Origin of the sequence: Bradyrhizobium sp. 197 (assembly GCF_023073375.1) — a bacterium.
Lineage (GTDB): Bacteria > Pseudomonadota > Alphaproteobacteria > Rhizobiales > Xanthobacteraceae > Bradyrhizobium.
Genome location: NZ_JADPJJ010000143.1, coordinates 20,557 through 32,296 on the forward strand (window position 1 = coordinate 20,557; position 11,740 = coordinate 32,296).

General features: G+C 62.3%; 11 protein-coding genes. 4 read left to right on the forward strand and 7 right to left on the reverse strand.

The window, feature by feature from the left end:
• The first annotated feature begins 157 nt into the window (after window positions 1–157).
• From IVB27_RS31425 to IVB27_RS31435, 3 genes are all read left to right on the forward strand, one after another.
• On the forward strand, window positions 158–1,546 hold the full coding sequence (locus IVB27_RS31425) for a class II 3-deoxy-7-phosphoheptulonate synthase (protein ID WP_247446703.1): 1,389 nt from the start codon (window positions 158–160) through the stop codon (window positions 1,544–1,546).
• 4 nt (window positions 1,547–1,550) lie between these two features.
• On the forward strand, window positions 1,551–1,904 hold the full coding sequence (locus IVB27_RS31430) for a diacylglycerol kinase (RefSeq protein WP_247340819.1): 354 nt from the start codon (window positions 1,551–1,553) through the stop codon (window positions 1,902–1,904).
• Window positions 1,905–2,002: 98 nt separating this feature from the next.
• Window positions 2,003–3,760, forward strand: coding sequence for an NAD+ synthase (locus tag IVB27_RS31435; RefSeq protein ID WP_247446705.1), 1,758 nt, complete (start codon window positions 2,003–2,005; stop codon window positions 3,758–3,760).
• A 29-nt stretch (window positions 3,761–3,789) separates the two neighbouring features.
• Here IVB27_RS31435 and IVB27_RS31440 read toward each other — a convergent pair whose 3' ends face one another.
• The 5 genes from IVB27_RS31440 to IVB27_RS31460 all read right to left on the reverse strand — a co-directional run bounded on the left by IVB27_RS31440 (window position 3,790) and on the right by IVB27_RS31460 (window position 8,321).
• The gene (locus IVB27_RS31440) at window positions 3,790–4,182 is read right to left on the reverse strand and encodes a cytochrome C oxidase subunit IV family protein (RefSeq protein WP_247446706.1); all 393 of its coding nucleotides are present in this window, start codon (window positions 4,180–4,182) and stop codon (window positions 3,790–3,792) included.
• Between the two features lie 9 nt (window positions 4,183–4,191).
• Complete coding sequence (locus IVB27_RS31445) at window positions 4,192–4,914, reverse strand: heme-copper oxidase subunit III family protein (RefSeq protein ID WP_247446707.1); 723 nt, start codon at window positions 4,912–4,914, stop codon at window positions 4,192–4,194.
• A 15-nt stretch (window positions 4,915–4,929) separates the two neighbouring features.
• Window positions 4,930–5,637: a cytochrome c oxidase subunit 3 gene (locus IVB27_RS31450; protein ID WP_247446708.1), complete on the reverse strand. Its 708-nt coding sequence runs from the start codon at window positions 5,635–5,637 to the stop codon at window positions 4,930–4,932.
• Window positions 5,634–7,409, reverse strand: a complete 1,776-nt coding sequence (locus tag IVB27_RS31455) for a cbb3-type cytochrome c oxidase subunit I (RefSeq protein ID WP_247340814.1) — start codon at window positions 7,407–7,409, stop codon at window positions 5,634–5,636. Before IVB27_RS31455 ends, IVB27_RS31450 begins: the two co-directional genes overlap by 4 nt.
• A gap of 78 nt (window positions 7,410–7,487) precedes the next feature.
• Window positions 7,488–8,321 carry a cytochrome c oxidase subunit II gene (locus IVB27_RS31460; RefSeq protein ID WP_247340812.1) on the reverse strand — a complete coding sequence of 278 codons (834 nt, stop codon included), beginning with the start codon at window positions 8,319–8,321 and terminating at the stop codon, window positions 7,488–7,490.
• 567 nt (window positions 8,322–8,888) lie between these two features.
• Here IVB27_RS31460 and IVB27_RS31465 point away from each other — a divergent pair.
• A complete protein-coding gene (locus tag IVB27_RS31465; RefSeq protein WP_247446709.1) occupies window positions 8,889–9,797 on the forward strand; it encodes a DUF2189 domain-containing protein in 909 nt (302 codons plus the stop codon).
• A gap of 51 nt (window positions 9,798–9,848) precedes the next feature.
• Here the strand turns inward: IVB27_RS31465 and IVB27_RS31470 are convergent, their stop codons facing one another.
• Together IVB27_RS31470 and IVB27_RS31475 are read right to left on the reverse strand one after the other, a co-directional pair.
• A complete protein-coding gene (locus IVB27_RS31470) occupies window positions 9,849–11,039 on the reverse strand; it encodes a DUF2865 domain-containing protein (protein WP_247446710.1) in 1,191 nt (396 codons plus the stop codon).
• A 130-nt stretch (window positions 11,040–11,169) separates the two neighbouring features.
• Window positions 11,170–11,475 carry a hypothetical protein gene (locus tag IVB27_RS31475; RefSeq protein ID WP_247446711.1) on the reverse strand — a complete coding sequence of 102 codons (306 nt, stop codon included), beginning with the start codon at window positions 11,473–11,475 and terminating at the stop codon, window positions 11,170–11,172.
• Between the last annotated feature and the right edge of the window lie 265 nt (window positions 11,476–11,740).

The following is an 11,740-nucleotide window of genomic DNA, read 5'->3' on the forward strand; positions in this document are numbered from 1 at the left end:
TCCTCGCCGTTCCCAGCAAATGCGAATTTGGCTTTTCCCGCAAGGGTTTGCAGTGCCAGATGGATTTACAACTGGCGGCCAAGGATTAGCCTGTGTATAAGGCGGCCCTCGCAACCCACAGATCAGGTTGCACTTTTTGCTTCACGGAGAGATTGCGATGTCCGAGCGGTGGACGCCCGAGTCCTGGCGCAGCAAGCCGGTGCTACAGGTGCCCGACTATCCCGACGCCAAGGCCCTGGCCGACGTCGAGGCGCAGCTTGCGACCTTTCCGCCGCTGGTGTTCGCGGGCGAGGCGCGCAACCTGAAGAAGTCGCTGGCGCGGGTCGCTGCTGGTGAGGCCTTCCTGCTGCAGGGCGGCGACTGCGCCGAGAGCTTTGCCGAACACGGCGCCAACAACATTCGCGACTTCTTCCGCGTGCTGCTCCAGATGGCGGTGGTGCTGACTTATGCCGGTGCCGTGCCGGTGGTGAAGGTCGGCCGTGTCGCTGGTCAGTTTGCAAAACCGCGGTCGTCGCCGACCGAGAAGATCGACGGCGTCGAGCTGCCGAGCTATCGCGGCGACATCGTTAACGACATCGCCTTCACCAAGGCAGCGCGCGTCCCTGATCCGCAGCGCCAGCTGATGGCCTACCGGCAATCCGCGGCGACGCTGAACCTGTTGCGCGCGTTCGCCACCGGCGGCTACGCCAATCTCGGCAGCGTGCATCAGTGGATGCTCGGCTTCCTCAAGGACTCGCCGCAGTCCCGCCGCTACAAGGAATTGGCCGACCGCATCTCGGACGCGCTCAACTTCATGCGCGCCTGCGGCCTCGATCTCGAGGCTCACCCCGAGCTGCGCGCCACCGATTTCTACACCAGCCACGAGGCGCTGCTGCTCGGCTATGAGCAGGCCATGACCCGCGTCGATTCCACCACGGGCGACTGGTACGCGACCTCGGGCCACATGATCTGGATTGGCGACCGCACCCGCCAGCTCGATCACGGCCATATCGAATATTTCCGCGGCATCAAGAACCCGATCGGGCTCAAATGCGGTCCGTCGCTCAAGCCCGACGAACTGCTGAAGCTGATCGACGTGCTCAATCCCGACAACGAGCCGGGCCGGTTGACGCTGATCGGTCGCTTCGGCTCCGACAAGGTCGGCGAGCACCTGCCGAACATGATCCGCGCCGTGAAGCGCGAGGGCAAAGTGGTGGTCTGGTCGTGCGATCCCATGCACGGCAACACCATCACCTCGACGTCGGGTTACAAGACGCGCCCCTTCGACCGCATCCTGTCCGAGGTGAAGTCGTTCTTCACCATCCACGCGGCAGAAGGCACGCACGCCGGCGGCGTGCATCTGGAGATGACCGGCCAGAATGTCACTGAGTGTATCGGCGGCGCCCGCGCGATCACCGACGAGGATCTCAACGATCGCTATCACACGGTCTGCGATCCCCGGCTCAATGCCGAGCAATCCATCGACATGGCTTTCCTGATCGCGGAGCTGCTCAAGCAGGAGCGCGCCGGCAAGGTCATGCCGATGCCGGCCGCAGCGGGGCTCTGAGACCTTGCTGCGGATCTTGAAGGCCACGGTCAATTCCCGCAACGGTCTGGCCTTTGCGTTCCGGTCGGAGCAGGCCGTCCGCGAGGAGATTGTCGCGCTCCTTTTGTCGCTGCCGCTGGCGTGGTTCGTCGGCGCGACCGCGATGCGCGCGGTCGAGCTGGTGTGTTCAGTCGCGTTCGTGCTGGTGGTCGAGCTGCTCAACACCGCGATCGAGAAGCTTGCCGACCGGCTGACCATGGATCACGACAAACAGATCGGCCGGGTCAAGGACATGGGCTCGGCCGCGGTCGGTGTTGCGCTCCTGATGGCCGGCGCGTTCTGGATCATCGCCATCATCGAGCGGTTGGGGTTCCTCTAAAGCGCTAATCGCGCTTTAGGTTGTTGTTTTGAGCATGATCTTTTCGGAAAACCGCTTCACACTTTTCCGGATCATGCTCTGATCGGAGCGCGGCGGCCATGACCGAACGTCTCAACGAATTCGCGGTCACGCTCGCCCAGCTCAATCCGACCGTGGGCGACATCGACGGCAATGCCGCCAAGGCGCGTGCCGCGCGCGCGCAGGCCAAGTCCGACGGTGCCGATCTCGTGCTGTTTCCGGAATTGTTCATTGCCGGCTACCCGCCGGAAGATCTCGTGCAGAAGCCTTCCTTCCAGGCCGCCTGCCGCGCCGCGATCGAGGCGCTCGCGCGCGAGACCGCTGATGGCGGCCCGGCCATGCTGGTCGGCACGCCCTGGGTGGAGGAGGGCAGACTCTACAATGCCTGCGCGCTGCTCGATGGCGGCCGTATCGCCGCGCTTCGCTTCAAATGCAACCTGCCGAATTACGGCGTGTTCGACGAGAAGCGGCTGTTTTCGCGCGGCCCCGCCGCGGGGCCGGTGACCGTGCGCGGCGTTCGGATCGGTGTGCCGATCTGCGAGGACATCTGGCTGGAAGAGTCCGAGGATTACGAGAACGTGGTCGAGACGCTGGCCGAGACCGGCGTCGAGATCATTCTGGTGCCGAACGGCTCGCCCTACGCCCGCGACAAGGCCGATGTGCGTTTGTCGGTTGCGGTCGCGCGCATCACCGAGAGCGGCTTGCCGCTGGTCTATCTCAACCAGGTTTGCGGCCAGGACGAGCTGGTGTTCGACGGTGCTTCCTTCGCGCTCAACGGCGATCTTTCGCTCGCGGCGCAATTGCCGGCGTTCGCGGAAAGCATCACCACACTGCGCTTCACCAGAAACGGCGACGATTGGCGCTGCACCGGTCCTGTCGCGGAGCAGCCCGAGGGCGACTATGCCGACTATGCAGCCTGCGTGCTCGGCTTGCGTGATTACGTCGCCAAGAACGGCTTTCCCGGTGTGCTGCTCGGTATCTCCGGCGGCATCGACTCTGCCCTCTGCGCGGCAATCGCGGTCGATGCGCTCGGCGCCGATCAGGTGCACGGCGTGATGCTGCCTTACCGCTACACTGCGGCAAGCTCGATCGCGGACGCCGGCGAGCTCGCCGGCCGCCTCGGGATTCGTTATGAGGTGCTGCCGATCGCCGAAGCCGTGACCGGGTTCGAGACCATATTGTCCGGCATCTTCAAGAATTTGCCGCCGGATATCACCGAAGAAAATCTCCAGGCCCGCACCCGCGGCACGCTGCTGATGGCGATCTCGAACAAGACCGGGCTGATGGTGATGACCACCGGCAACAAGTCGGAAATGTCGGTCGGCTACGCCACGCTCTACGGCGATATGAACGGCGGCTTCAATCCGATCAAGGACATCTACAAGACGCAGGTGTTTCGGCTGGCAAGCTTGCGCAATGTCTGGAAGCCCGATGGCGCGCTCGGGCCGGCCGGCGAGGTGATCCCGCCCGATATCATCACACGTCCGCCGACGGCGGAGCTGCGCGAGAACCAGACTGACCAGGATTCGTTGCCGCCTTACGAGGTGCTCGATGCCATTCTCGAGCGTCTCATCGAGCGCGAAGAGCCGCTCGACAAAATCATCGCCGCCGGTTTCGACCGCGAGACGGTCGTGCGCATCGACCATCTCCTCAACGTCGCCGAATACAAGCGCCGCCAGGCCGCGCCCGGCGTCAAGGTGACGGCCAGGAATTTCGGCCGCGACCGCCGCTATCCCATCACCAACCGCTTTCGCGACAAAGGCGAGCAGCTAGCCGCCCCGGACGAGACGCTGGTGTCGCGTGGGAGCAAAGCGTCGATCGACGCGTTCGAGGGGTGAATTCCCGGCCTTGGGCGAGCCCGCGGGTCCTACAACGGCGTCGCGAAAAACATCACTCGAAGCAAGTGCGTGTACTCGGACTCAAGCACCATGATCGACACAAAAACCAACACCGCGACCGGCGGTAGCAGGATGGCATAGGCCAGGGCCAGCCGCTCCCAGGCCATATGCATGAAGACGGCAACGATGAGGCCGGCCTTCAACACCATGAACAGCAGGATCAGCGACCATCTCAGACTGCCGTGCAGGCCAAAATAGTCGACGAGATAGGAGCAGGTGCTGAGCACGAACAACCATGCCCAGACCACGAGGTAGAGTTTGATCGGGTGCTGCTGGCCCTTGGCGTGTGCCGCCGCCGCTGCGACTGCGTCATGCACATGGGCCTGGAGCTGTCCTTCCATGTGTACCGTGGCATTTGTCATGCGCCGACCTCACCAAAGATAGAAAAACGCAAAGATGAACACCCACACGAGATCGACGAAGTGCCAGTACAGGCCGGTGATTTCGACGATCTCGTAATAGCCTCTCCGGCTCGTGAAGAAGCCGCGCCTTTCGACATCGAAGTCGCCCCGCAAGACCTTGCGCGCAATTGCAATCAGGAAGATCACGCCGATCGTGACGTGGGTGCCGTGGAATCCGGTGATCATGAAAAAGCAAGAGCCGAACTGCGCCGCGCCCCACGGGTTGCCCCAGGGGCGAACGCCCTCCATGATCAACTTTGTCCATTCGAAGGCCTGCATGCCAACAAACGTCGCGCCGAATGCTGCCGTGACCAGCATCAGGATTGCGGTCCTGACGCGATCCCTGCGGTAGCCGAAATTGACGGCCATCGCCATCGTCCCACTGCTGCTGATCAAGACGAAGGTCATGATGGCGATCAGGATGAGGGGGACGTCGTTGCCGCCGAGATTAAGCGCGAAGACCTCGCTTGGGTTGGGCCATGGCACGGTCGTCGACATCCGTGCTGTCATGTAGGACAGGAGGAAACAGCTGAAAATGAAGGTGTCGCTGAGGAGGAAGATCCACATCATGGCCTTGCCCCAGGACACGTTTTTGAAGGCGCGCTGATCAGAAGCCCAGTCCGCGGCGATGCCATGCCAGCCCGGAAGTCGCCCAGCACCTTGCCCCGTATTCGTCAGCACAGTCTCAGCCATCTGTTTTCACCCTCCCTAGCTCAGCAACTGGCGACAGATGTCGACGAAATCGTTCGTCCAACCCGTCAGGAGACCGAGCAGGACAACCCAGACCAGCAGGAGGAAATGCCAGTAGATGGTGCAGAGCTCCACGCTCAGGCGCATCTCGGCCGTCGCGGCGTTACGGTGCCATACCTTGGCTGTGGTCCTGCCGAGCGCCACCAAACCGCCGGTCAGGTGCAGCCCGTGCACCGCGGTGATCATGTAGAAGAAGGCATTGGCCGGATTGGACGCTACGAAATAACCGGCGGCGTTCAGCTGTTGCCACGCCAGAAGCTGTCCTGCGAGAAACGTGATCGCTGCCCCTCCAGCGGCGAGCAGACCGACGATGGCGCCGTCGATGTCGTTCCGGCGCGTCGCAACGTACGCCCATTGCAATGCGACACTGCTTATGACCAGCACGCCCGTGTTGAACCACAGTACCGTCGGCACGGGCATTGTCCGCCAGTCCGCCATGTTCATGCGCATGGAGTAGGCGCTGATGAAAAGTGTGAACAGCGAGCCGGCGACGGCGAGGAATACGCCAAGTCCGACCTTCGCTGCCGGCCAGGTCATTGCGCCCGTGCCTGGGAAGTCATCGATCGGACCCGCCTCCAGCCACGGCTTGGCAGTCAGCCGTTGCTGCGAGAGCCACCATCCGGCGATGACCGCGATCACGCCCAGGAACAGGATAACGGCGCTCACGGAGCAGCTCCCTGAATGGCCCCCGTCGTGGGCGGCTGGTTCTGTGGAATGAAGTCCTCAGCAGCACCCGGCACGCTGTAGTCATAGGCCCAACGATAGACGACCGGGAGCTCCTTGCCCCAGTTGCCGTGCCCTGGCGGCGTCTCCGGCGTCTGCCATTCCAGCGTCGTTGCTCGCCAAGGATTACCCCCCGACGGCTCGCCCTCGAACAGGCTCCAGGCCAGATTGAACAGGAACACCATCTGGGCGAAGCCAACCGTCAACGCGACCACGGTGATAAACTGGTTGAGCGAGTGGGCGGACGGCGGAATGAACGCCGCCTCGCCGAGCTCGAAGTATCGGCGCGGAACGCCGAGCAGCCCGAGATAGTGCATGGGGAAGAAGATCAGGTAGGCGCCGAGGAACGTGACCCAGAAATGAAACTGGCCCAGAACGTTGTTCAACATTCGCCCCGTGACCTTCGGGTACCAGTGATAGATCGCCCCTAGCACAACCATGATCGGCGCGACGCCCATCACCATATGGAAATGCGCGACGACGAACATGGTATCCGAAAGCGGCACATCGACCACGACGTTGCCGAGGAATAGGCCGGTAAGCCCACCGTTCACGAAGGTGACGATGAATCCAAGCGCGAACAGCATCGGTATCGTGAGATGTATGTTGCCACGCCAAAGGGTCAGGACCCAGTTGTAGACCTTGATGGCGGTGGGAATGGCGATGATCAGCGTCGTCGTGGCGAAGAAGAACCCGAAATATGGGTACATCCCGCTCACATACATGTGGTGCGCCCACACGACGAAGCTTAGCGCGCCAATCGCCACGATTGCCCAGACCATCATGCGATAGCCGAAGATGTTTTTTCGCGCATGCGTGCTGATCAGGTCGGAGACGATGCCAAAGGCGGGCAAAGCGACGATGTAGACTTCGGGATGACCGAAGAACCAGAACAGGTGCTGGAAAAGCAGCGGGCTGCCACCGCCATATTTGCTGAGTTGGCCCATCTCGACCAGCGACGGCATGAAGAAGCTGGTTCCCAGCAGACGGTCGAGCAGCAACATCACCGAGCCAACGAACAGCGCAGGGAATGCCAGCAGCGCCATAACGGTGGCGGTGAAGATGCCCCACACCGTCAAGGGCAGACGCATCAAGGTCATGCCGCGGGTGCGCGCCTGCAGCACGGTCACCACGTAGTTCAGCCCGCCCATGGTGAAGCCGATGATGAACAGGATCAGGGAGGACAGCATGAGGACGATGCCCCATTCCTGTCCGGGCGTGCCGGAGAGAATCGCCTGCGGCGGGTACAGCGTCCAGCCGGCGCCGGTGGGGCCGCCGGGCACGAAGAAGGTCGAAGCCAGCACCAGGACCGCGAGCAGGTAGACCCAGTAACTCAGCATGTTCACATAGGGGAAGACCATGTCCCGTGCTCCGACCATCAGCGGGATCAGGTAGTTGCCGAAGCCTCCGAGGAACAATGCGGTAAGCAGATAGATCACCATGATCATGCCGTGCATGGTGATGAACTGGAGGTACTGGTTGGCATCGATGAAGGAGAAGGTGCCGGGAAATCCCAGTTGCAGTCGCATCAGCCACGACAGCACCAGGGCCACGAGACCGATGGCCGAGGCTGTCAGTGAGTACTGGATGGCGATGACCTTGGCGTCCTGCGAAAAGACGTACTGCGTCCACCAGCTTTTCGGATGGTAGAGCTCGACTTCAGGCACTTCGGCAGGCGGAATGCCTGTGATCCCATCATATGGAACATCGACCATAGAGCACCTCCTCGGTCGTTTCCTTCGGGGGCGATGAGTTGGTTCACGCGCCCGATCCATGTTCGCAGCGGCATTTCCCTATTTGCCGCCCGATTGGTACGTCGCCCTCACGACGGCCTTTGGGCCGGATAATTCGGCAAACGTCTTCTGCTGATCGAGCCAGGCGTGATAGTCGCTCTCTTCCTCGATGATCACCTTGGCCCGCATTTGATAATGAGCGGCGCCACATAGTTCCGCGCAGAGAACATCAAAGGTCCCGGTTCGGATCGGCCTTATCCAGAAATAGGTGACCATGCCTGGGACCATGTCCATCTTGGCCCGGAACTCCGGCACATAGAAATCGTGCAGGACATCGACGGAGCGGAGCAGAACCTTGACGGGCTTGCCCGTTGGAAGATGCAGGTCGCCGTTCTCGATCACGACGTCGTCCTGGCCATGCGGATCGCTGCGATTGAGGCCCATCGGATTGTCTGGACTGATGTTGCCGACGTCGGACGTGCCCAACCGACCATCCTTCCCCGGCAAGCGGAAGCTCCATTGCCATTGCTGGCCCATGACTTCGATCTCGGTGGCGTCTGCGGGCACCGTCACGAACTGGTGCCAGACGACCAGGCCGGGTGCGAGCATGGCGGCGACGCCGATTCCGGTCCCGATACTGAGCCACCATTCAAGCTTTTTGTTTTCGGGATTGTAGTCTGCCTGTCTTCCCTCCCTATGGTGGAAGCGAAAGACGCAATAGGCCATGAATGCAACGACCGCGGTAAAGACGAATCCGGTGATCCAGAATGTGATGTTGATCGTCTGGTCGATGTAGCTCCAGTTAGTGGCAATGGGCGTCCACCACCACGGGCTGTAAAGGTGAAACAGCACCGAGCCGATCGCGACCAGAAGCAGTATCAGTGCGACAGCCATCCTGATCCATCCTTGCCATCGAAGGCTGCGCCATCGAAGGCTGCGGATACGAATCCAGGGCGAAGCTCACATTGGTCGCGATGGCGGACTCTTCTGTTGTGCTGGCATCTATACTGACATATGCGCCATCGCCGCGCCTCTTGTCTCGCCCATTCAACCGGTCGCGACATTCAAGAGAAAGATCGCGACCGCTCACTGCTGGGGGCGTCTAGGCTTTTAGAATGATCCCCTGCGAACCCGACGTCAATAGCACGTCAAACGCGCTTCGCTGGCGCGACGATTCCTGTCGCGGTGCAAGCTGGCGAGCGCCAGTTGCATTCTCGATGTGATGCATCGCACAAAATATGCGAAACACAATTCACCAAGTGGGAGCGCTGGTCATTCCGATGCGCCCGCGCTAAGCTTGGAGCGCAGGTCGCGACGGGTTTCGTCCGGCTAAGCTCCTTCCTCGTTGAGCCTGGAACTGCCGTATTCGGCTCGATCGCGTCTCCCGCACATAAAGGCGGATGCGCGCGGCCGGAAAGCGCGCGGTTCGCCGCGGCGACTTCAGCAGAGGAGGGTGTGTCCATGGCCACTCTTTATTCCAACAACATCGTAAAACGGCACCTGTTCGGCGAGGCGGTCTCTTATCCCGTTCGCAAGATCGGCTTGTCCGACCTGAGAGAGGTGCTGCGCCTGGGCTGGGAGGATTTCCAGGCGATGCCGAGTCACGCGGTCGTTGTATGCCTGATTTATCCCGTTCTCGGTCTCGTCCTGTTCAGGATGGTCCTCGGCCATTCGGTCCTGCCGCTGCTGTTTCCGCTGGCGGCCGGATTTGCCTTGATAGGGCCCTTTGCCGCGATCGGTCTCTACGAACTCAGCCGTCGCCGCGAGCGCGGCGAGGAGGTCGAGGCGTGGGACGCGATCAAGGTTTTGCGTGCACCGTCCTTCGGCGCCATGTTCGAGCTCGGCGTGCTCTTGCTCGTCCTGTTCGGGGTCTGGATCGGCGTCGCGAACGCGATCTATGTCGCCATCTTCGGTCACGCGGCGGCCGCAAGCATTCCTGACTTCGCAACCCGCGTGCTGACGACGCCGGAAGGATGGTCGCTCATCATCGTCGGTTGCGGTGTCGGCTTCCTGTTTGCCGTCGCGGCCCTATGCGTCAGCGTCGTATCGTTTCCATTGATGCTCGATCGGCATGCGACGGCGATCGATGCGATCCGGGCCTCCCTGCGGGTGGTGGCGGCCAATCCGGTTGCGATGGCGGGGTGGGGGCTGGTCGTCGCGGCACTGCTCATGATCGGCTCACTGCCGCTCTTCGTCGGTCTCGCTGTCGTCCTGCCAGTGCTCGGTCATGCCACTTGGCATCTTTACCGGAGGGTGGTCGAGCCGAATCCGAATCCACCTGATGAACCGCCGCCGCCCCCGAAGGGGAGGCGCTATGCGGCGGACTTTCCGGCCAATCTCTTCCCGTGGAGCCGCGAGGGCGAGCAGTAACAGCAAGAGGGCCGCTCCCGGCGGCCCACTTGGCTCGAGATTGGTGCAGAATTATTGCTTCGGTGGGATGAAGGTCGGTCCGACCGAACGGATCGGCTTGTTCTCGGTGGTCGCAGCGGTGCCAGTATCGGCGGGCGGTGCGGCGGCCGGTGTGCCGGCCGTGGCCGGGGGCGGCGTTGCGCCCTTCTTCGCAGCCGCGGCAGGCGTGCCCTTGGTGAGCTGCCGCTGCTGCATCTTCTTGGCGCTCTCCTCGGTGACGATGATGTCACCCTGCTGCTCGGCCGACGCCTTGTCGTCGGCCGATTTCAGCGCGTCGGCCCAGGTCTGGCCCGCGGCCTTGCAGGAGCAGGACGGGTTGAACTCGCTGCGGAATTTGAACGCGGTCGGCAGCGCCGTGTAGGGCTGGCCGCTGGTGGAGACCGCGGAGTTCATGTCTTCGCCGGGATTGCGATGGGTGTAGAGCACGGCTTCGGCGGCCGGGCACAGCGCCTTGCAGGTCTTCTCGTCGTCGGGGAAGCGCGCGGGCACAGTCGCAAACGAGACCGGGAAGTAGGCGCCGTCGCAGGTGCGCACGCAGACGGTACGATAGGTGCCTGACTGCGGGCCGAGATCGGAGGGCGGCACGCCTTGTGGACTGTTGGGGTTGTTGCCGCCGAACAGATTGCTCAGGAAGTTGCCGCCTTGCGACTGTGCGGCGTTGGCATATTGCGGGCCGCAATTGTTCTGCGCCAGCGCGGCCAGCACCGAGCGGCGCTGGTTGTCGCGCTCCGGAGTGAAGCCGCCGGGACCGCCGCCGCGCAGGCGTTCGAGATTGCCGGTGATCTGGTCCAGATTGGCGCGCATCTGCTGGATCTGGGTATTGACCGGACCGCATTGCGCCGACTGGCCGCTGAACAGCGAGAAGAAGCCGGAGGAATCGCAGCCCATGCGCTTGGCTTGCATGGTGACGCGGTCGAGCTCGGCCTGCTGCCGGGTCTGGGACTCCTGGTAGCGGCGGATCTGGTCTTCGCGCGCGGGGTCACCGCCGCCACCGCTACGATCGAGCGCGGCGAGCTGGCCCTCCAGTCGCACGCACATCGGATTCGGTCCAAGCCCGTTCTGGCCGGGCTGAGGCGGCGGCGGCCCGGGCGGGCCGGCCTGTGCGAAAGCGCCGGTGACAAGCACGACCGTGCTTAGGAGCACGGTGCAGGCAAGGAGGAAGCGAGCACGGGGGAGAGACAAAAATTCGGGCATATCCGCCATTCTAGCGAGGTCACGGCCACGCGTGATTTGGGGCGCCGAAGCGCGTCCTCCCATAGCCGCTTCCTGCGGCATCGTCACGTCGTTTCAGGGGCCAAAGATTGCGCCTAAGATACGCCAGTTCCGAGTGGATTCAGCGCTGGCAGGTGATTGCGACATATTCGTCGCAATGGCCATGGGAGCAGTTTGCGCCGGATTTGGGGACAGAGCCGGTAATTTCGTCGGGATCGACCCGACGATAGGCCGAAGCCTGGGCAAAATCGCGTGACTGGCAATAGGTGCGTGCGACCTGCGAGCCGCATTTCTCGCTTTTGGCGAGGCACTGGTCGACACCGTAGCCGTCCGCCTGGTTGGCGATGATGAAGATGCGCGTCTCGGCGAAAGCGCTGGATGCCGCAAGGATGGAGGCGCAGGAAATGAGCGCGAGCAATGATCGCATGAAAACACCGGGGGCAAAAAAGAAGGAACTGCCAGTTCCAGAATGGGCTCAAATGGTTAAGGATGATGAACCATCAAGGCGGGGCAGCCGCGCGATGCGGAGGTAAGACGGCATTTCCGCGGCTCCCTTGACGCGTGGGCCCTTCGTGGCCCATATGTCGCCGCATGAACGGTCTCCTCGCCATTTGCGCCATTTGCCGCGAGATTATTAGCTAGCGATTCGCTGGCTGGAGCCGTCTTTATCTCAAAACCATTGAGAGCCCTGG